Origin of the sequence: Desulfopila inferna (assembly GCF_016919005.1) — a bacterium.
Taxonomy (GTDB): domain Bacteria; phylum Desulfobacterota; class Desulfobulbia; order Desulfobulbales; family Desulfocapsaceae; genus Desulfopila_A; species Desulfopila_A inferna.
The window spans coordinates 425830-446413 of sequence record NZ_JAFFQE010000001.1 but is presented as its reverse complement, the minus strand read 5'-3'; the positions used below and the strand labels follow the sequence as shown (position 1 = coordinate 446413).

The window sequence follows — 20584 nt, the reverse complement described above, 5'->3', positions numbered from 1 at the left end:
AGCTCCTAAATTTTTACGTTTACACCAGACTGAGAAGATATTCCGGCTACCTTGCCCTCTTCAATCTCCTGCTCCAACTCAAAGGAGAGCCCTGATCGTGAGTTGTCGGGACTGGAAAAGGAGGTGTTTTCCCGGGCGAGTTGATCTTCAAAAAGGTTATGATCCGCAGGTACATCGGAATCAAGGCTGATAGCAATTTCTCCAACAGAAAGGCCCTGGTCTTCCATTAACGCTTTTAATCTAGGCAGATTTTTTTCCAGTATCTCCAGAACGTTTTGAGACTGTGCCAGAATGCTGGCGCTGATGGCCCCATCTTTCAGCTGGATGTCGATTTTCAGACTGCCAAGCTCCGCAGGATGAAGTTTCAACACCAGCTTTGAATCCTGCAGGTTGGGTGAGATTCGAAATTTCTGTGCAACCTGCTGCAGCACAGCATTCTCATGGGCAGGCTGGGTAAATATTAAAGTTCCTGGACGCATGGTCTCACCGAGACTTTGGCTCTTGTCCGTTGAGAGATTGCTCAGTGACTGTGAAAAGGATGATTCTGAATTTTCGCCTGATTTCATCGGAGAGGAAAGGGTGGGTTGTGCCGGCGCTTCACTGCCGGAGTCAAGAAGTTGCTGGTTATTCCGGGAATTGCCTGAATCAAGGTTCTGAATTTGTGCCTCGAAAAGCTGAGGGCTGCTAATTTCACGGCGCAGTGACAAGGCATTGTCTCTCAACGATGTGCCTTTCAGCTGAACAGGTATTTCCGTAAGTCCTGCAATAATTTTTTCGGCTGAAAGGGGAGGTGCGGCAGGTCCCGAAGGTATTTCCGCAGTGGGCAGCGGTAAATTGTTTTGCAGTAATGAGGTAGGCACCCGCTCATTCCCTCGCGACATGCTGATGGAATCGTTAATCTGCAAAAGATTCAATGCAGAGGCGGAGTCCTGTGACTGAAAGAGTGGCTGAGAAGGAGCCATGGCTACAGGTTTTACAGCCATGGAGGATGAGTTGAATATTGCTGTTTTCCCCGCTCCAGTTCGTAATCCCGCTCTTGTCGAAAGATCAGCGGGTATAATGAGTTTTATGACGGCATCCCGATCTGCAGGTGAAGGCAAAATGGGGGAATATGGCTGGGTGGAGAACTCGTGCTTTCCCGATATGGAAATTCCATTGGCGGCAGCAGCAGATGAAAACCGAGCAGGACGGCCATCAACTCCTCTTTGCGGTTGCTCAGCCGGCAACACATTGCCAATCTGTTGTATATCAAAAGGGAGTATTGACTCATCTGGATATCTGAATTCAGTAGTTCCGGCAGGATCTTCTTCTTCGTTGAGATGACTGTCTCTGCTCTCTTCCTTGGCCGCCGTTGTTTTCTCAGGGCTTGAATCTATGCTTTTAAAGGTGCTGGGATCCTTAGTTTCCTGTAACTTTGCTTTGTCGTCGATTGCCTTGCTTAGCTTGGGAGCGAAGGAGGATTCGCCGTCTTTGGGCTCGGTATTTGGGCTGCTCTTTGATGGACGAGCTTGAGGTGGTGCGGGGGCGACGGCGAATGCTTCCATATGAGTTCACTCTATTTGTATGGTTGTAAATACGGTACTCAGTTCTGATGTTGTCTGTTTGTTCAGCATGTCCAGGACTTCGGCAGCTGCCTTTGGTTTCATATTTGCCAAGAGCTCGGTGGCCAGATTAGGAGCCATTCCGGACATTGCAAGTGCCGCTCGCTGTGGAGCCATCTTTTCATAGATGGCGCTCAAATCCTTTATTCGCTTTTTCTCTTCAGTTGATTTTTCCGCCAACAGCGCTTCGATCTTGTTGCGCATATTTTTTAACTCAGCGAGTCTTTTATCTATCTCTGCAAGCTTCTTATCGACTGATAATTCCAGAGTCTTTAGTTCCTTTTCTCGTAATTCTAAATCTTTCTTCTCCTGAAAGACTTTTTCGCGCTCTTCCTGCATCAGCGCATATATTCGCCTTTCCTCCACCGACTGATACGATTGATCATCAGTAACTTCCTCGCCAGCACAGGGCACGGTCGAGATGAAAAAGAGCAATGCAGTCAGGAATATATACTTTTGTAACTCTCGGAACATTTTCATAATATCTCGTTGAGTGAAGGTTGAGTGTTCATGTTTTCTGCTGATCGCGGTCATGGGCTAGAACTGCAATTTCGTCAAGCTGTGCCGCTTCTTTCTTTTCCAGATACTGCCGCCATTCACGATTCTGTTTGTCTTTCAATTTTTCGAGGATCTTTTTGTCGCGTCGTCTGTCAACAACAAGACGCCGCTTTTGGCTTACTTTCACGGTGGCTGAATGAAGCTCATCGGCAACTTTTTTCTGCTGTCCTTTAAGCCAGCTGAGATGATTCTCATATTGCAGTAGATCCTCTACCGTAATTCCGCCGTCCTGTAATTGGTCGAGGCGGGCAAGGAGCTTGGTATAGCGGTCCACTAGTTCGTCATACTCCTGCTGCTTTGCCTGGAGCTCAAGCTGAGCATGAACGAGTCTGGTTGCAGCTGAATCTTCCAGCTGCCTGCGGTATTGAAGAACTGCGGTCAGGGAAAAAGGCTTCATGGCTTAGCCGTCGAAATCAGCGGTCATTTTTTCTTCGTTTTTGAAAAGGCTGCTCACCCTTGCGTTCATTAAGAAGAATGCCGAGTTCTTCCCTGGTGGTTTCCAGCGAGGTTGATTCGTCAAAAGACTGCTGCAGGAAAGAATTAACTGCCTCGATCTTGCTGATGGCCAAATCGATCTGAGAGTTGGAGCCGCCGGTATAGGCACCGATATTAATCAGATCTTCGGCCTCTGCGTAGGTGGCCAGGATGCTTCTTGCCTTGCCGGAGAGTTCGAGGTGTCTGGCGGTGACAATATCCCGCATAACCCTGCTGGCGGAGTTGAGCACGTCGATTGCGGGATAATGATTTCTGGCGGCAATATCCCGGGAGAGAACAATATGTCCGTCAAGTATTGATCTGACCGAATCAGCGACCGGTTCAGTCATATCATCACCTTCGACCAGAACGGTGTAGAGTCCGGTGATCGACCCCTGGTCACGAAAACGTCCGGCCCTTTCCAGGAGTCGGGGCAAGGTGGCAAATACCGAGGGAGTATAGCCTTTGGTGGTCGGCGGTTCGCCCACGGCAAGACCAATTTCCCGCATTGCCATGGCAAATCGGGTAACGGAATCCATCATCAGAAGCACATTCTTGCCTTTCCTGCAGAAGAATTCGGCAATGGTGGTGGCGACAAATGCCCCTCTCATTCTCAAAAGCGGGGATTGGTCTGAAGTAACTACCACGATAACAGAGCGTGCCAGACCTTCTTTTCCCAGATCCCGTTCGATAAATTCACGCACTTCCCGGCCGCGCTCTCCTATCAGGGCAATAACATTGACGTCAGCACGGGCGTATTTTGACATCATTCCCAGAAGGACGCTTTTGCCTATGCCCGATCCCGCCATTATTCCCATACGCTGTCCCATACCGCAGGTCAGCAGGCCATTGATCGCTCTGATCCCCAGATCGAGAGGGTCGGTTATATTTTTTCTCTCCATCGGTCCGGGAGGATCGGCATAGAGGCTCATCTCCGTACTGAGCAGGGGGACAGGCAAGCCATCCTGGGGCTCTTCCATGGCGTCTATGACCCTGCCGAGAAGATTATCGCCTACTTTGATGGTAGCAGCATCCCTGATGACCCGTATTGTACTTCCTGGACCAAGGCCACGAACTGTCCCCAGCGGCATTAGCAGGGCTCGGGAATCTCTAAATCCGACAACTTCGGCATATATTCCGGAATCCTTATCCAGAGTGGAAATCCGGCAAAGAGATCCGATGGTGGAATTCGGGCAGTGTCCCTCTATGACCAGGCCGACTATCCTGGTCACTTTGCCATACACCTTTATGGTTTGCAGGTTCTCAAGAGAGGATGGCTTTAATGGCATGGGACCACCTATCATTTCTGCTTGATTGCACTTGAAATAAGTTCCAGTTGACTTGCCACTGTTGCATCCACCGTGCAATTGCATGACTCCACAAGACAGCCGCCCTGTTCGATTGCCGGATCGGATTTTACAATGATGTTTTCCAGACCGTTTATGCCGTTGATAAAATCTGCCGAACGGGAGCTGATTGTTTCAAAATCATCCGGGTTTACTCTAATGATGAATTCATCAGATTTTACCGCCAGCTGAATCGCTTCATCCACGGTTCTGATAATAGTATTTTCCTGTGAAGCTACCGAGTGCCGGATAACCTTTTCGGCAATTTTCAGAACCAGGTTGTGCATTTCCTCAAGACTGTTTTTAAGGATGATTTCATGCACGGAATTGAGTCGTTCGCAGGCCGACTGGAGGGTCCTGATACTTGAGCCGTAATCGCTTTCCATCCGTTCGATACCTGCCTGTACTCCTTTATTGAAATATTCTTCGGTTAAAGCGTCTATATCAATTGAGGGCGTTTGGGTCTCTTGTATTTCCCCTTGGTCCGGATCGCCACAGTCTTCAGTCGCCGTTTCCGGAGAGGAGAAATCATCGAACGATGAGAAATCGTCTGCACCGGTGCCTGAGTCCCGGTTGTCTGCCGGTTGGTCTTGACTGGCCTGCCGCATCGATTCCTCGCTTTCCCTTTCTAGCCGTTGGGCAAGATCCTCCCAGATCGGGGGGCGCTCAATTTCGCCAGCGATTATTTTGACGGGAACAAACCCGTTTGAGTCCTTGATCACCTTAGACAAATTCGTCGCCTCCGACCTTGTTGAGTACAATCTTACCTTCTTCCTCAAGCTTCATGGCGATCTTAACGATCGACTGCTGCATGGCTTCAACTTCCGACAGCCTCACCGGACCCATGGCTTCCAGATCGTCTTTGATCATGTCGGCGGCCCGGATGGACATGTTGGCATAGATTTTCTCTTTCATTTCATCGGATGCGGTCTTCAGAGCCATGGTCAGCGAATCATTGTTTACTTCCCGAAGGATCATCTGCAGAGATCTGCCGTCCAGACCGACAAGATTCTCGAAGGTGAACATTCGTTTGCGAATCTCTTCAGCCAGTTCGGGATCGGTTTCTTCTATAGTCTCCAGGATATCGGCATCAAGATTGTTCTGCAGGTGGCCGAGTAGATCGACAACTTTATCGAGGCCGCCAACCTGCCGCTGCTCCCTGCCTATATTGCTGCCGAGTTCCTTGTTGAGGGCCTCCTCGATTCCCGAGATAACCTCGGGCGATACCTTTTCCAGTTTTGCAATGCGATAAACGACGTCGGCCTGGAATTCTTCGGGCAGCCAGGAAAGGATTTCGCCGGCATGCTGTACGTGCTGCGTTGAGAGGATGAGGGCGATGGTCTGGGGATGCTCTTTTTCCAGGAGGCCGGCGACCATTCTTGCCTGCATCATGGCAATGGTTTCCAACGGTCGTGATTCCGTTCCCGAAATGAACTGATCGAGAAGATCGTCAGCTCTTTCGTTTTCTGTCTTGGCAAGCGCGAGTTTGGCGAAGTCACTGCCCTTAAGGAAAAGACCGGCATATTTTTTCTCGGCTTCGAGAAAGGTGTTCACAACCATTTCCTTGACATCGCTGGGGATATGATCGATGACCGCCATCGCTTTGGTAACCCGACGAATTTCATCGTCAGTAAACTCCTGAAATATCTTGGCGGTCGCATCTTCACCAAGACACATCAGGACAACGGCAGCCTTTTTAATATTACTGAGATCTTCAATACTCATGTATTATGCTTCCTGGAGCCAGTTTTTTATAATATGCGCCGCAGGTGTCGGGTTTTCCATAACCTTTCGGCGAATTAACACAAGAGGATCCTCGGAGATGAGCTCTTCCGCCTCGCGTTTCTCCATCGCCAGAGCTTTGGCGGTCTGCTGCTGTTCCAGTTCCAGTGCTTCCACGGTCTTGTAGTGCTCTTTTACTTCACCGCGCAGCGTTTTAATCACAGGGCGCACCAGCAGAAGGTAGAGCATAAGTGCACCGCAGGCAAACAACCCGATTTTGACAAAGGGGAGATACTCATAAAGCAGATTGTCCGGCAGTTTTTCGGCGACCATTACTTCCCTGGGCGCTTCCGTGAACGGCATCGACAGAACATTGATCTGATCGCCGCGTTCGGCGTTCAGCCCCAGTGCTGTGGCTACCATGGTTTGCAGTGAGTTCAACTCCTCGTCTGTTCTCGGTACAACTGTCTGCGCAGCATTTTCGCTCGCCGGAACGACCCTGTCGGCAACGAGAATCGAGACGGAGAGGTTCTTGATAGTGCCCACCGGGTTTATTATCTTGCTGATGGTCTTACTGATTTCATAATTGGTTGTGCGTGAGGTTCTCGAATTGGAACTCGCTTCAGCCTGAAGCGGATCGATGCCGTCAAGATTTGACTGAACTCCGGGGATACCGGCCGGCGCAGGTTTGCCGTTCTCTTCCTGGTTTATCTGTTCACTGCGGATTACCGGTTCTTCTGAATCAAAAAGCTCCTCGGTTTTTTCCACTTTTGAGAAATCCAGGGCAGCGCTGACACGAACCATTGCCTTATCTCTGCCCATGGTTCGGTCGAGCAGGTCCTGAGCGCGTATCTCCAGCCGCTGCTCTACTTCCTGCTGGTACGCCAGCATATCAACGGAGAAGTATTTATCTTCATCTTCTTTCTGCCCGGCATCAAGTGCCATGCCATTGGAATCGATTACGGTAATGTTTTCCGGAGTTAGACCGGTAATCGATCCGGCCACCAGATGAACAATGCCCTGGACCTGCTTCTGATCCAGTGTTTTTCCCTTGGCCAGTGAGAGTATCACGGAAGCTGTCGCCTGCTTCTGTTGATTCTTGAATAATCTTTTCTCAGGTAGTGCAAGGTGAACCCGGGCTGAGACCACCGGCTCCAGTGTGGCGATTGTGCGGGAAAGCTCACCCTGCAGAGCGCGGGTATAGTTTACTTTTTGTACGTAGTCGGTAAGGGCGAAACTTTGTTTGTCGAATACCTCAAACCCCACTCCGTTTCCTGCCGGCAGACCATTTCCGGCGAGGTTAAGTCTGGTCTCGTGAAGAATGGCTGCGGGAATCCAGATATTCCGGCCATTGTTTTTCAGTTCATAGGGGATATTTTCCCCTTTGAGCCAGGCAACCACAGGTGCGGCATCATTCTCGGCCAGATTAGCGTACAGCAACTGGTAATCCGCCTTCTTTCCCTGAAAGATCAGAATGCCGAAAAGGGTAACGGAAATCAGAATGACGCCCACCAGGGCCAGTTTCCTCGATAAAGGCCACTCTTTGATGAGCGTGGTGAGATTCTTTCTTTCGATCGCTTGCTCGGATGAAGCTGTCGGTAAAGTAGTTTCTCCCGCGGGTAAAGTTTCTTCAGCCATCGGTCAATCCTTGTTAAATAACTGTTATTGAGATGATGATCCCGGGTCAATTAATCTTGATTTCGAACTTTGAGGCTTCGATGCATGGGCGCTTATGCCGCCATCATATTTGCAGCCTCATGATTTCATTATAGGCTTCCAATGCCTTATTGCGCATCTGTACAAGCATACGGATGGAGATGTCTGCCTCTGCCGTGGCTATCATCACCTCATGTAGGTTCTCTGCCTCTCCTGTATGCAATTTTTGTATGGCAATATCGCCCTTTAAACTCGTCTGGTTTACTTGTTCTATGGTTTTGCTGAGCAGTTCACCGAAATTTTCTCTAGCCTGGGTTATCTCGATACCGTCTGTCTTCGGCAGGGCAAGGGGGAGCTTGCCCCCGACAATTATTGAGGATTCCATGGATTATCTCCCTATTTCCAGGGCCTTCATGGCCATGCGTTTGGCTGATTTTATCGTTGTGGCATTGGCTTCGTAGGAGCGCGTTGTCGACATCATATCAACCATTTCCTTGAGAACATTGATATTGGGCATGGCAACATAGCCGTTTTCATCGGCATCGGGATGCTCCGGCCTGTAAACTTTTTGCGGCGGTTCTTTGTCTTCAAGGATTTCAGACACTTTTACTCCCTGGATGGTAGTTTGGAGATTTGAATCAAGATGTTCCTGGAAGGAAAGAGGAGAACTTTGAAAATTGACGGATTTACGCTTGTATGGTCCGCCTTCAGGCGTGGAAGTGGTCTCAATATTTGCCAGGTTTGAACTGATGGTATTGAGCCTGATACTGTTGGCCTTAAGGGCCGAGGCGCCTATTTGCATAGATGTAAAAATATCCATTACTCTCTCCTTGACGACCTTTTTACTGGCCGCCTTGTATGATGTATTTCCTTAAAGTCAGTTTGTTACTGAGGAGCTGCGCCGCAGTCTCATAGAGGAGTTCGTTCTCGGAAAGAGCGAGCATCTCCTGCTCGAGGCTGACACCGTTTTTATCACCGATGCCGATGTCGCTGTTTTCCTTAATGATACGTCCGTTGACATCGCCTACATTGCCGGGTGTGACAGGTATGTGTGAAGCATGTGTGGTTTTCAGGGAAAATGATCCTTTGTCGATTGCATGTTGTAATTCTTTTTGGAATTCGAACCGGGACGGTGTATATCCGGGAGTTTCACTGTTGGCAATATTTGAAGCGATAACCTTTTCATTGCCGGCACGGAGATCCAGGACTTTTTGCAATAGGGCAAAGTTTTGATCAGATATCGAGTTGCTCTTCATTGTATTCTCCGACGTTTAGTGTCTAATAGTTTGTTTACTATCAATATTGTCTATCGATTTCATGGAACTCCAGTTCCTTTTCAGCTAACTTTTTCCATAATGGGTCATTCCCTTTTTCGACAATTTCCCTGAAGAGCTTTAAAGACTTCTCTGTTTCCTCTCTTTCCCTGGCAATCATCGCCAATCTATGTCGGGACTGGTCAAAAAATTTTGTCTTTTCCTTGAGGCGTAGAAAAAGCTCTTCCGAGCTTTGATGATGGTTTTCCTGGTAAAAGCTTTCAGCAAGTATGAAAAGAGAGTCATCTGAGTGAAGCTCACCGGATTTCCAGGCTGGAGTGAGCACTTCTATGGCTCGAGCATATCGGTTTGTGCTAAAATAAACTCTTGCGGCAATTTCCTGGACCTCGGGTTCATCCGGCAGGGGAGAGGAGAGCAGGGTAAGCGCCCGTTCGCTTTTTCCGGCTGCCACCAGAGATTGAAGATATATGAGAGAGATTTCCTGCCTGTCACTGCCGCTCGGATAATTGTAGTTGTACTGCAATACATGATCTTCGACCAGTTCATGCTCTCCCTGGGCGTAGAGGATGGAAAGGAGGGGCAGGTAATATTTCTCCTTTTCCGCCTGTTCCGCTATTTTCAATAAATAGAGATAGAGCTTTCCGGCTTCATGATAAATTCCCAGTTCATGATATGATTTGGCGAGGAGGCTCAACAGTTCGATATCCACCCAGCTGTTTTGGAAAAGCTCCCTGTTTTTCTTAGCCAGGACAATGGCGTCGACATAGTTGCCCTCAGCCAAAAGCTTCTCGAGCTGTTTCGGCAGTATTTCGATGAGAAGGGCCATGGCGGTCTGTTTAAGTTTGCTGGCATGGTGATTTCTGAGGAAATTGAGCAGCAGTTCGATGCACTGCTCGTTTTCGCCAAGCTCAAAATAGACTATCGCCTCCTTGAGAGCCGCTTCTTCAGCAACCTCTCTGGTGCCGGACATTTCAGCAAGTCTCCGATAATATGTGGCACTAGTCGTTCTCCAGTTGGGCTGCGAGAGGTAACGGATGTCGGTTTTTTTGACAGCGGCTCTGTAGCCGACTTCAGTACCGGAGTAGGTGTCTTCCAAAGTGGAAAAGGTCACATACATTTCTCTGGCCGACTTATAGTGCAGCTCAGCCAGCGCCTTTTTCAGACTTATCCTGCTCAGGTGACTTTGCCCCGGAATGATTGAACTCAAGGTATGGAAGCATTGGGTCGCCTCCCGGTATTTTTTCTGAGAGTATAAGGTGTAGCAATATCCATTGAGAGAATATGGCTGCTCCTCAAGAACGTTGTTTTCCTCAAAAAACTGATAGCCGACATAGGCCTTGACGTATGACCCCGTAGCGAACCAGTAATCGGCCTGGCGTAATTCCCGCATGGCCTTGAGTCTTGGAGGATAGGCGATATCATCTTTTTGCAGAAGGGTATAGGCTCTCTCAAATTTACCTGTAGCGAGTGCAGTTTCAATCTGGGCTAAAAGAATAAATGGTGAAAGCGGAAATCTATTGCTGATTGAATCTTCGAGTTCACCATATTGATAATAGGCTATGTAGGGATCTTCATGTTCACCCCGCAAAGCGGCGAGAAGATACGCGGCAGCTATGCCGACGTATTCATCTTGGTAGCTTTCCTTGAGAAGATAGAGCTGCCGGTAAGCATTGGCGTAATCGTCGGCTCGAAAGAGAATTTCTCCAAAAACAAGAGCCAGATGTTTTCTGGTAATCAAATCCTCCGTACTCTCAACCAGCTCCAGGAGAAGGGGGATCATTTCTTTCCATTTTCCCTGAGAGGAAAGGGAGAAAAATTCAGCCGGCAACATATTACTGTTGTGAACATCCGGGATGAGATCGATAATCGGAAAAGGCGGAATGGTATATTTTAACGGAGCGCTGGTCTGTATTTCAGGCTCATATCGTGAAAAAAATGATCTCCAGTTTCCGGCATATGGGCTGGCAACATATGGATTGGTATAATCGGCATCCTTTCGTTTAATTACTGAGAGACCTGCAAATCTTGAGGTGAGTTCAGGGTATTCTTTTGTGAATTCATTGCCCAGCAGAATATCAATAACCAGAGAATTATCCTGAGAGGGGGAAGTCTCTACCTTTTGCGGTTCATAACGAAAGAAAAAGGTGAGTATTGTTTTTCCATCTTTATCTTGTGTCAGAAATTTGACAACTTTGTCGTCGGCTGGAAAGTCCAGGGGCTCGGTATTTGAGAGGTTGGTATCAAGAATAACATCGACCCGCTTCCCTCGCTGCGTATGGGAAAATTGAGGGACCTTGTCGAATGTTACGTAAATTTGAGTACTTCCGCCACGATCCAACTTGCGTATTTTCTGGATTTCAGTTTCAACGGCACCCGACTGGAGTGGGGAAAAGATGACAACAGCCAGAATATATAGAAAGAATTTTCGCATAGTTTGAGCAACAATTTTAAGTTTCATTTAAGGCATCGCTCTAGGGCTTTGCAAATAATGTTCCAATAAGATTGAGTATTTTGCGTTTGTTGATTTGAATATCTGAGATATTTTTTTGGAGGATTTGAAAAAAGTAAACCTTGAATATCTGATTTTATCTCGCCGCCGGGGGATTTCGGGACAAATTTTGCGGGATTATCAAAGCTTAGTGGCTGATTTCTATTACTTATCCATGATCATGGTGTTTAGTCCTTATTGATAATATAGATAAAATACATTTTGATCTGTATCGATGAACTCGTGAAGCGCTCGATCTACGTTGTTTCAAGACTGCGCCTGGACTATCGAATCTTCTCGAAGTCGGAGTTTGTGCCGTACGGTTCTTTATCGCAGAATTCATTTCGGCAACTTCGCTTTCTTTTTTTCGAAATCCGGTATTTAATGTATTGGTTTTTAGGAAAGGAACCGAAAACAGAAAAAGAACATCGTGTAAATAACGTCTATAAATACAAAGCATATTGTGCAGGAGGATTGAATGGGAAAGAATGTTCTGCTGGTTGATGATTCAAGTACAATGAGAAAAATAATTGGAAGATCGTTGCGCCAGGCCGGTATAGATTTTGACAATATTTTTGAAGCCGCTGATGGTCTTGAAGCCCTGGAAGTGTTGGAAAACGAACATGTCGATATTGTTTTAAGCGATATCAATATGCCGAATATGGATGGTATCTCTTTTCTTCGGGAGAAATCCACAAGAGACAATATGAAGGATATTCCTGTCCTGATGATTTCAACGGAAACCGGTGATGATATTATCGGTGAAGCCAAATCCCTGGGTGCTGTCGGGGCAATAAAGAAGCCTTTTACGCCTGATAAGGTCAATGAGGTGCTTGGACCGCTTTTATAAGCCAACCCCAAGAGGTACCTGTAAAAAAGTCTTAAAAAGGAAATTGTAACTATTCAGCAGCACTCCATCAGCAGGCGATCAGCCCGAGAAACAAAGGTATATCCGGAGTCGGAGTTTATGCCCGCAAGGTCCTTACCGGGAAGCACTGCCAACCAGTTACAGTTTAAGGTAAACAGCTGGGTTCTGGTACTTTGCAGAATAGTTACAGGAAACTTTAATAAAAAACATCTTCACTGCTATAAAGGCGGGGAAAACAGATAATTCATAAGAAAGCCGGCCCGTGCCGGACAGGTGCCATAATAACAACCTGTTTCATTGAAAAAACAGAAAGTTTCTTTGCGGCACTTGATATTGGAGGAGTTGTGGATTTACGCGAAAAGATCATTGAATCAACCCTTGAGATTTTTACTTCAATGGTGATGATGGATATCACCATTTCCGAAAAAGTAAATGAAGAAAACAGGTTATTGGGAAATACCATTACCGGAGTTGTAGGTCTTGCAGGTACTCACAAGGGAGTTCTGGCCGTACATATTCCTTATGCTGTCGCTTTTGCCATTACCGGTAATTTTCTTGGTATTGAAGTTAATGAAATGAATGAAGATGTGGAAGATGCAATCGGTGAAATCGCCAATATGCTTGGTGGTAACGTGAAGTCCATACTTTCAGAAAACGGCAGGGATATCAACCTATCGTTACCCTCCACTGTTTCTGGTAAAGAATATGGCTTCCATACCATCAAAGGTGCGGAGAGGATTCTCATTCTTTTTGAATCTGAAAGCGGAATATTCCGTGTTGAACTGCAAATTGAATCCTGAAGATGAACAGCCCGCTGGTATATCGGCAGTCTGTGGTGGTCCTTGCCGAGAGGATTCATTCTATGAACATCGAGTCTCTTTCCCTTCAAGATAACACTCCGAGGAAGAAGAAATCCTTAAATTCTCAGCAATTCCTGCCGATACAATACCAGAGAATTCAAGCAACCTCACTATTATTGATCCAGCCCTGAGATGAAAGCACAGCAAAAACTCAATAAAATTCTCGAAACCATCGGCGAACGGGTTCAGGAGGAGGTCGGCTCCCTGTTAGGGGTGAATTTTTGTGTCTCCACTCCCTCCAGCATGCTGATAACCAAAGAAGATTATTTTGCTGAGCAGTCTGGCAAGAAAATTGTCGCCAAAATGGATATCACCGGCGAAATTGAGGGTACCGGCAGTATCATATTAGGAATCAAGGATGGTATCCGTCTTGGTGGGACCTTGATAATGCTGCCTCTTGCCGAACTGGAAGAGGTTATAAAGAGCGAAAACTATACGGAAGAGACTGAAGATTCCTATGGTGAAATTGCCAATATTATTGCAGGTTCATATACCAAGGTTTTCGAGGAGATGTATCCCAGAAACTGCCGGTTTGTCAGGAAAGAGCAGGTTGTTATCGCTCCTCTTAAAGTCGATGTGGAGTCGAATGAGCCCCTGCCGGACCAATGGTACTATTGGGTAAAAGCCGTAATGGCGCTGGATGAAGCTCAGATGGGCAACCTGGATGTGCTCATTCCGGCTGAACCTTTCGGCCTCGAGATCCCTGTCCCTGTAGATGAGTCGGCAGTTGCAGAAGAAATCGGAGAAGACCGGAAACAGAATGCAGCAGAAGTTGCATTCGGGGACGACCCGGTTGAAAAGGTAGACTCACCGGAAAGCCAGGAGGTGCAAGCCGCTGGTGAGGTGAAGAAGGAATCTCCGCAACCGGCTACGGCAGTCACGAGCAGTGCCGATCTGAAAAAGAAGAAAAAGCTGGTCGATAAACTACTTTCTCAGTGTAAAGATTCGCTCTCCAAAGAAGTCAGTGCCCTTTTGGGAATCGAGGTAAAATTAGGATCAACAGACAACAGGAGTATAACAAAGGAAGAATTCCTTCATGATGAGGCCATGGGCAAGCAGGTTTTGGCTCATATGGATGTTGTTTCCGAGGAGGAGAGCGAAATTTTCCTCTTCGTCAGCGTCAAGGATGCCGTGAGAATCGGTTCCGTTCTCATAATGCTGCCGCCTTCGGAAATCGAAGAAGCTGTAAATGAAGAAGATTTTACTCCGGATATAGAAGATGCTTATGGTGAAATTGCCAATATAATTTCCGGTGTCTATACCGCTGTTTTTCAGGAACAGTTCAGCGAGTCTCTTCGATTTGTAAAAAAAGCACTAGAGATAGTTGCTCCCATGAAGGTCGACACGGATTCCGATGAGGTCATTCCTTGCCAACAGTATTATATGAGCAGCAGCAGCCTTGAGATAGCCGGTCGGGAATATGGGAAACTATCGATGCTTTTTCCCGCCGATCTCTTGAAGCTGGAAGAGATCTCCACAATATTGGCAAATGAGAATGCGGCAAGTGAGGAAACCACAAGGAGTAAGGGTGCCGACGGCGATAATGGGAATGCCGAGCCTGCTCCAGATTCCGAACAGTCCCGGGCCTCGAGTAAGGGGATGGCGGGCTCGATTGAAGTCCTGATTATTCAAAATAATCCGGCTGAAGCTGAAAAGATTCAGGTAGAGTTAAAGCACATCGGAGTCGTTTCAAAATGCATCTCTTTCAATGATAATATTCATAGCCATATCACTTCCGAACTGAGACTTATTCTTATAGTGATGCAGGAGGTAAACGAGCAGGCTTACGGCATAACCATAAAGGTGAACTCCATGAGTTCGGCACCTATTGTTGCAGCAGGTTGCAAATGGACGAAATCAAAAGTAATAAAAGCTGTTAAATATGGTGTGCACGACATACTTTTAGTTCCTGCCGCGGGTGAAGATATCAGGGAAAAAATCGAAAGCAACATTATACGGCTGGCTGCCTGAAAAATAACGTAAATTACCAGCTTCCGCCAATAAATGATTTGGCACTTTCTTAGTCTGTGCTCTCTTTAATAATTACCCATTCCCCGACAGACACCAGTTGTCGGGGGTAAGCTTCTTTTTTTTGATCTTCTCCAACAGGGTGGTGCGTTTCAGGTTGAGGAGCTTTGCGGCTTCTTTTTTGTTTCCCCCCGTAGTGCGCAAGGCACTGAGAATCAGCTTTGTTTCAAATTCACTTATCATCTCCTTAAAATCCACTTGCTGGTGCAGCTGTAAGTCATCAAAACCTGAAAATGGCGCGGTAATGTCCGGCCGTGGACATGGATTGGATAGATGTTGAACAATATGGCTTATATCCTCGTTGGTCTGGTTTTCCACAAGAGTATATTTCTCGGGAAGATCTTCACTATCGATGGTTTTTCCCGTATAGAGAATCGACATGTGCTGAATCAGGTTCTCCAGTTCTCTGACATTGCCCCGCCAGTTGTAGCGGAGTAAAGACTGCAGCGCTGACTTCGTAAAAATGAACCTTTCCCGCCCTCTTTCTATGGTATAGGTATTTGTGAAAAATTCGATGAGAAGCGGGATATCTTCTTTCCTTGCTTTCAACGGGGGAACGCTCAGAGGGATTACACTGAGCCTGTAGTAGAGATCCTCTCTGAACATCCCTTGCGCCACAAGTTGTTCAAGATCGCAGTGTGTCGCGGCAAGGATTCTGGTGTCGACCGGTATTGCCTGAAGTCCGCCGACCGGCTCAAATTCTTTTTCCTGAATAACTCTGAGTAGTTTAGCCTGCAGAGTTGGTTTCATATCACCAATCTCATCGAGGAAAAGGGTGCCGCCGTCGGCATACTGAATGCGTCCCTGTTTATTCTGGCTTGCACCTGTAAAAGCGCCTTTAGTATGGCCAAAGAGCTCACTCTCCAGGAGATCATCGGGGATGGCGGCACAATTAACAGGGACGAAATTCCTTGTTCTCCGATTGCTTTTGCTGTGAATGGCCTTGGCCACCAATTCTTTGCCGGTGCCCGATTCTCCGCGGATAAGAACGGTGGCGTAGTCATCTTCGGCAATGCGGGTAATCAAATCGAACAGTGACGTCATCGGAGATGATTTTCCGATAATGCCGCAAAAATTATCAAGTGCAGGTTTTTCCCTGAGTTTGCGCAAATGATGAACTTTTTCAAAAGCCCTTTTTAAAATAATGCGGACTTCGGCGGGATCGTAAGGTTTTGTGATATAAAAGAAAGGATTGAACTCGATAACCTTTGCCCTCAAATAGCCGTCATCTTCAGGCACGACGGCTATAATCAGGATTTTTCCCGCTTCCGTGAGTTTCTTCAGAACCTGCAGTCCTGTCTTGTTGTCACTTAGGTTGATATCGAGAAAAATCACATCAACCTGTCTGGATTGAATTATCTCGAAAACCTCTTTGGGATTCTCTGCATGCAGGAATGCATTGGCAAAGGAATCTCGCAGGGAAGAAACAAGATCATCAACGTGCGGTCCATTCTGGTCGATGAAGAGGACTGAAGAATTGCTACTCATAATCATTCCAACACAGCAGAGGTGTATTCTTTACAGCATTACCCCCTGAGAAAAGGGGAAGTGCGAAAAACGTTTGAAAAATAGTTTTTGATGTAAACTAGACCAACTGAGCTGGATTGAGCCCTGATCTCGAAAAAACGTGCTAAGCGACTTGGCGCTTCGTTAAATTCTCCCCACTACGGAAACATATCAAATACCCGGCGATGTCTACTTACTCTGAAGCAGATCTGCGAGCTTGCTGGATGTTCTTCTCATATTCAAGCTGAGAAGACGAGCGATTTTTTGAATGACCTTGATGCCGAGTCCCGGCGATTTATCGGCTAATATATCAAAACCCCTATCCGTCAGGGTCACCATTGTTGACGGCTGTACGGCAACAACCGTAGCGGATCGTGTTGATTTGTCAATGATGGCCATTTCTCCAATGGAGCTTCCCCGGGTGAGCCTGGCAATGACAATATTCTCTCCCGTTTCAGATTTCTTCAGGACCTCCAGCACGCCATGAACCACGAAACCCATGAAATTCCCCTTGTCACCTTCAACAAAAAGATACTCTCCTCTCTTCAGGTGCACATAGCTCATATGTTTGGCGAGAGTATCGAGTTCCTCGACATTGAAACTATCAAAAAGCGGAAGATTTATAAGAAAATTCCGGGTATCCTCTTCGGATTCGGTAAGTTTGATTCTCATCAGCTCGGTGTTATGATTCCGTCTATTCGGGGGAGCGTGTCATTAATTTGTCATTCGGCCTGCAATATAGCATATGACTTTAAAAAAAGGAACGTATCTTTCTCTTGTTCTTGTGTTTCAAGACCTGTCTGATGTTAAATAAATTCGGTATGATATCCGCATCGTGTTTTTATATTTTGAAATTTCCGGAATTTTTAGGTCCTGGTTGCTTTCCCAAATATCCTGAGGAGAAAACACATGTTCGTACTTTTATCTGCTCTTGATAACCGTAATATTCTTTATCTTTTCTCAATACTTCTTGCTCTTGGCTTATATTCCGAGGGATTAATCCCCTCTACGGTGCTGGCATCATCTATCCGGACCGACCGTTATCCCGCAAGAGTTGTGAAAGTAGTGGATGGCGACACCATAGTAATAAAAAGTGGTCACACCACCAAGCTGATCCGGCTGTGGGGAATCGACACGCCTGAATGGGATCAGCCCTTTTCAGGGGAGACGAAAACCTTCGTGAAGGAATTATTGCTCAACAAAAGAGTTTATCTGGAACCTCTCTATTTAGATAAATATAATAGAGAGATTGCGCAGGTATACATCTCGGATATAAACGTCAGCCGGCTGTTGGTGGAGAAAGGATATGCCTGGGTTCACGTTTATTACTGCAACAAAAAGATCTGTTCTTTTTGGAAAAGACTGCAAAAAAAAGCCAGAAACGCCCACACTGGTTTGTGGGGGAAAGGCCGGCCCGTTGCCCCCTGGAAGTGGAAAAGAATGAAAAACACCAGGCACCGATAAACACAGGGGGGAATCAGAATAGCTGGCCGATCGGACTCTTTCGATTCTACTCAAGCCCGGCCAGAATATTCAGGGAGTTGCTGATCCGCGATTCAGGATCCTGGTCGGTGCTGCGCAGTTGATTTTCAACCATATCGAGACGCTGCTGCAGTTTGGCAGCCATTATTTCCAGGTGCTGAATTGTCTCTGAAGCGGCGAGCTCGGTAGCCCCCATAGCCTCATGGATATCTCTGGCGTTCTGCATGAGTAACTTAATATTGATGATCTTATCTATTCGCAGGAACAGTTCATCAAAATTTATAGGCTTTTCCAGATAGTCGACCGCTCCTTTTTTCATGGCTTCCACTGCTGTGTCCACCGATGAGTGAGCCGTAATCAGGATGACCTCGATGTCGCTATCTTTTTTTTTCGCCATTTCGAGCACTTCTATACCGCCGATCCCGCCCGGCATCATCAAATCAGTGAGAACCACATCAAAATGTTTGTGCTGCAGCATTTCTTCCGCCTTAAAGCCGTCCTCAGCCACAGCCACGTTGTAATCTGCTTTTGTGAGGCGTTGTTCCAACAGGCGTCTGATCACAGGATCATCATCAACGACAAGGATAGAGAGGGTATTCATGATTTTGACCTCCTTATTTCTTCTGGTAGAAGATAGAGCGTAAATGTCTTTTAGGTACGAATCGCGGACATACACCGGTTAGTGATTCGGTCGAGCCGATTACCAGGAAGCCGTCATCGGCGAGGCAGTCAGCAATCTTGTTGAACAGCTTTACTCTATCCTGAAGGGTAAAATAGATAGCAACGTTGCGGCAGAAGATAATGTCAAATTTTCCCAAGCCGACAAAAGGAGCCATCAAATTCATTTTCCGAAAATTCACCATGCCCCGGATTTCATCCCTAATCTTCCAGAAATCGCCGGCAGGCTGAAAGTATTTTCGCAGCTGAGCCTGGGGAAGTCCCCGTTCAATCTCAAATTTATTGTATTTACCGTAGCTCGCCTGAGAAACCGCATTGTCGGAGATATCGGTGCCGAGCAGCCGGATGTTGAATCGAGACAAATCCGGAATCAGCTCTTTAATGATAATAGCAATCGAATACAACTCCTGTCCTGTGGATGAGGCGGAGCTCCAGATTTTTATGTTCGTTTTCAGATTTAATGAACCTGGGGCTCTGGCATCTATTATTTCCGGCAGAAGTTTATGCTGCAACAATTCAAAGGGACCTTTGTCGCGAAAAAACAAGGTTTCGTTGGTTGAAATGGCATCTATTATTTTTCTCTCAATCACTTTGGAGTTGTCGGCCTTTGCTTTGGTATGCAATTCATAATAGGATTTGCATCCAAACTCTTCAACAATCGAGCTCAATCGTGTCTCAAATAGATAAGTCTTATTCTTATCGAGAAATATGCCCGATATATCATAGATATACCGAGAGATGGCATCTATCTCATTTGGTGTGATTTTTATCATGCTCTAACTTAAATCCCATGAAGATTTATGTACTATTTGAGGGTCTTCAATATTTCATCCGCAAGTTTGTCGAGCGGCGCAACGATATCGACAAGTCCGCTTTCGATGGGGCTTTTAGGCATGCCGTAGACAACGCAACTTTTTTCATCCTGTGCTATAATAAAACAGCCCTTGTTTCTGAGAACCTGCAAGCCTTTAGTTCCGTCTGAGCCCATGCCTGTCATGATCACAGCCGTTGATCTGTTCACATAGTAATCCGCGACTGAACGGAAGAGGTAATCAACAGATGGCCGGCAAGAATTTTCCGGTGGATCATTGGTGATTTTAATCTGGCGGTTGCGGCCGTCCGCGCCGGCTACCAGTTTCATCTGTTTTCCGCCGGGTGCGATGTAGACCGTGTTATTCTGCAGGGACTCGCGGTCTTCAGCCTCTTTGACGGTGAGTTCACATTTTTTATTGAGGCTGGCGGCAAGCGATTTGGTAAACACCGGGGGCATATGCTGCACGATAATGATCGGTATGCCGATATTGCCGGGAAGTTTGGGAAGCACCTGGGTAAGAGCATTGGGACCGCCTGTTGATACACCAATGGCAATAATTTCGGAGCGCCCCCTATGGGTAGATGGTATTGCCTCCGCTCTGGTTACACTTTCGATACTTTCGCTCACTAGCGGCCTTCTTAACAGAGGCCTGCCGCTCGGTGCTGAGACACTCGATTTGCGCAGCTGGGACGAGGCCAGGCTTGATCTGGCAAAGGCTTTGATCATCGGATGAATAAGACTTTTAATCTCCTTTTTTCCTTCCGTCTGGTTCTTGCTCTGCGGTTTGAGAATGAAGTCAAAGGCGCCGAGTTCAAGAGCCCGCAGTGTCATCTCGCCGCCTTCAGAGGTCAAGGTAGAGAGCATTATGGCACCGACATTGAGATTGTTTTTCTGGATTTCCGCCAGAACTTCGAGCCCGTTCATGACCGGCATCTCAATATCCAGAGTCAATAGATCGGGTTTGAGTGTCCTGATTTTTGACATGGCGATCTTGCCGTTATGGGCGACTCCCACAAGTTCGACCTCCGGTAGTTCCTCCATGATATCGGAAACAGCCTTTCGGTAGACAATGGTATCATCGACAACGAGAACCCGTAATTTTTTCCTTAGCATATTCTATATTTTTCCATAAAAAATTCCTCTGCCATCGCTCCTTTAAAGGCTGAATCGTCAACCAGCCCGGAATCATTGGAAACCCGGTTGAGATACGGGGGAGGAGGAACCGAAAG

20 protein-coding genes are annotated in these 20584 nt (G+C 46.8%); 4 read left to right on the top strand and 16 right to left on the bottom strand.

The window, feature by feature from the left end:
* Positions 1-5: 5 nt before the first annotated feature.
* The 11 genes from JWG88_RS01855 to JWG88_RS01805 form a co-directional block, all read right to left on the bottom strand.
* Complete coding sequence (locus JWG88_RS01855) at positions 6-1544, bottom strand: flagellar hook-length control protein FliK (protein WP_205231985.1); 1539 nt, start codon at positions 1542-1544, stop codon at positions 6-8.
* Between the two features lie 6 nt (positions 1545-1550).
* Positions 1551-2081, bottom strand: coding sequence for a MotE family protein (locus tag JWG88_RS01850; protein ID WP_205231984.1), 531 nt, complete (start codon positions 2079-2081; stop codon positions 1551-1553).
* A gap of 28 nt (positions 2082-2109) precedes the next feature.
* On the bottom strand, positions 2110-2556 hold the full coding sequence (fliJ, locus tag JWG88_RS01845; protein ID WP_205231983.1) for a flagellar export protein FliJ: 447 nt from the start codon (positions 2554-2556) through the stop codon (positions 2110-2112).
* Between the two features lie 16 nt (positions 2557-2572).
* Positions 2573-3922 (bottom strand): FliI/YscN family ATPase, encoded by a 1350-nt coding sequence (locus JWG88_RS01840; protein WP_240194218.1) that lies wholly within the window; start codon positions 3920-3922, stop codon positions 2573-2575.
* Positions 3923-3933: 11 nt separating this feature from the next.
* Complete coding sequence (locus JWG88_RS01835; protein ID WP_337833102.1) at positions 3934-4701, bottom strand: FliH/SctL family protein; 768 nt, start codon at positions 4699-4701, stop codon at positions 3934-3936.
* A gap of 1 nt (position 4702) precedes the next feature.
* Entirely contained in the window at positions 4703-5704 is a 1002-nt protein-coding gene (fliG, locus tag JWG88_RS01830; protein WP_205231980.1) for a flagellar motor switch protein FliG, read from the bottom strand.
* 3 nt (positions 5705-5707) lie between these two features.
* Complete coding sequence (gene fliF, locus JWG88_RS01825) at positions 5708-7339, bottom strand: flagellar basal-body MS-ring/collar protein FliF (RefSeq protein ID WP_205231979.1); 1632 nt, start codon at positions 7337-7339, stop codon at positions 5708-5710.
* 103 nt (positions 7340-7442) lie between these two features.
* Complete coding sequence (fliE, locus tag JWG88_RS01820) at positions 7443-7742, bottom strand: flagellar hook-basal body complex protein FliE (protein ID WP_205231978.1); 300 nt, start codon at positions 7740-7742, stop codon at positions 7443-7445.
* Between the two features lie 3 nt (positions 7743-7745).
* Positions 7746-8177 carry a flagellar basal body rod protein FlgC gene (gene flgC / locus JWG88_RS01815; protein WP_205231977.1) on the bottom strand — a complete coding sequence of 144 codons (432 nt, stop codon included), beginning with the start codon at positions 8175-8177 and terminating at the stop codon, positions 7746-7748.
* Between the two features lie 22 nt (positions 8178-8199).
* Positions 8200-8613 carry a flagellar basal body rod protein FlgB gene (gene flgB / locus JWG88_RS01810; RefSeq protein ID WP_205231976.1) on the bottom strand — a complete coding sequence of 138 codons (414 nt, stop codon included), beginning with the start codon at positions 8611-8613 and terminating at the stop codon, positions 8200-8202.
* Between the two features lie 40 nt (positions 8614-8653).
* The gene (locus tag JWG88_RS01805; RefSeq protein ID WP_205231975.1) at positions 8654-11089 is read right to left on the bottom strand and encodes a tetratricopeptide repeat protein; all 2436 of its coding nucleotides are present in this window, start codon (positions 11087-11089) and stop codon (positions 8654-8656) included.
* Positions 11090-11597: 508 nt separating this feature from the next.
* Between JWG88_RS01805 and JWG88_RS01800 the strand changes: the two genes are divergently transcribed.
* The 3 genes from JWG88_RS01800 (at position 11598) to JWG88_RS01790 (ending at position 14818) form a co-directional block, all read left to right on the top strand.
* Positions 11598-11969: a response regulator gene (locus tag JWG88_RS01800; RefSeq protein WP_205231974.1), complete on the top strand. Its 372-nt coding sequence runs from the start codon at positions 11598-11600 to the stop codon at positions 11967-11969.
* A 362-nt stretch (positions 11970-12331) separates the two neighbouring features.
* A complete protein-coding gene (locus JWG88_RS01795) occupies positions 12332-12787 on the top strand; it encodes a chemotaxis protein CheX (RefSeq protein WP_205231973.1) in 456 nt (151 codons plus the stop codon).
* Positions 12788-12979: 192 nt separating this feature from the next.
* Complete coding sequence (locus JWG88_RS01790) at positions 12980-14818, top strand: hypothetical protein (protein WP_205231972.1); 1839 nt, start codon at positions 12980-12982, stop codon at positions 14816-14818.
* Positions 14819-14890: 72 nt separating this feature from the next.
* On the opposite strand, the gene JWG88_RS01785 is transcribed toward JWG88_RS01790, so the two are convergent.
* Positions 14891-16363, bottom strand: a complete 1473-nt coding sequence (locus JWG88_RS01785; protein ID WP_205231971.1) for a sigma-54-dependent transcriptional regulator — start codon at positions 16361-16363, stop codon at positions 14891-14893.
* Between the two features lie 207 nt (positions 16364-16570).
* Positions 16571-17053, bottom strand: a complete 483-nt coding sequence (locus JWG88_RS01780) for a cyclic nucleotide-binding domain-containing protein (protein ID WP_205231970.1) — start codon at positions 17051-17053, stop codon at positions 16571-16573.
* A gap of 237 nt (positions 17054-17290) precedes the next feature.
* On the opposite strand from JWG88_RS01780, the gene JWG88_RS01775 reads away from it, so the two are divergent.
* Positions 17291-17845: a thermonuclease family protein gene (locus JWG88_RS01775; RefSeq protein WP_205231969.1), complete on the top strand. Its 555-nt coding sequence runs from the start codon at positions 17291-17293 to the stop codon at positions 17843-17845.
* A 46-nt stretch (positions 17846-17891) separates the two neighbouring features.
* On the opposite strand, the gene JWG88_RS01770 is transcribed toward JWG88_RS01775, so the two are convergent.
* Genes JWG88_RS01770 through JWG88_RS01760 form a run of 3 tightly spaced genes read right to left on the bottom strand, consistent with a single transcriptional unit; the run spans position 17892 to position 20468 of the window.
* On the bottom strand, positions 17892-18464 hold the full coding sequence (locus JWG88_RS01770) for a sigma-54-dependent transcriptional regulator (RefSeq protein WP_205231968.1): 573 nt from the start codon (positions 18462-18464) through the stop codon (positions 17892-17894).
* 13 nt (positions 18465-18477) lie between these two features.
* On the bottom strand, positions 18478-19314 hold the full coding sequence (locus JWG88_RS01765; protein ID WP_205231967.1) for a CheR family methyltransferase: 837 nt from the start codon (positions 19312-19314) through the stop codon (positions 18478-18480).
* A 32-nt stretch (positions 19315-19346) separates the two neighbouring features.
* Positions 19347-20468: a protein-glutamate methylesterase/protein-glutamine glutaminase gene (locus JWG88_RS01760; RefSeq protein WP_205231966.1), complete on the bottom strand. Its 1122-nt coding sequence runs from the start codon at positions 20466-20468 to the stop codon at positions 19347-19349.
* Positions 20469-20584 lie beyond the last annotated feature (116 nt).